At 46.8% G+C, this 361-nt stretch carries 1 protein-coding gene; it reads right to left on the reverse strand.

Annotated features, from left to right (window positions below):
* Positions 1-361: transposase (locus AB4503_RS25705; protein ID WP_133151364.1), on the reverse strand; the 361-nt coding region annotated here is incomplete at both ends.

The following is a 361-nucleotide window of genomic DNA, read 5'->3' on the forward strand; positions in this document are numbered from 1 at the left end:
ATGCCCATATTATACGAGCGTTTTTTGCTGCTAGGGCGACAGCTGCTCGTTTATAACCTCGTCGTTCAACGAGTTGATTTAACCAAATACTGTTGCGATCGGTTTTCTCTTTACATCGTGCAATAACGGCTCTTGCGCCATGAATAAGTAGAGTGCGAATATGTTTTTCGCCTCTTTTGCTGATGCGACCAAGATGAACATGACCACCTGTTGAGTATTGTCTTGGAACCAACCCTATCCAAGCGGCAAATTGGCGGCTAGATCCAAATTGTTTGGCGTCATTGACGGTCGCGACAATGGCACTTGCACTGTGTTCACCGACACCTGGAATATCCATGAGGGCTTTGGCTGAAGCCATCTC

The organism is Vibrio sp. 10N.222.55.B11, assembly GCF_041473705.1.
Classification (GTDB): Bacteria; Pseudomonadota; Gammaproteobacteria; order Enterobacterales; family Vibrionaceae; genus Vibrio; species Vibrio crassostreae_C.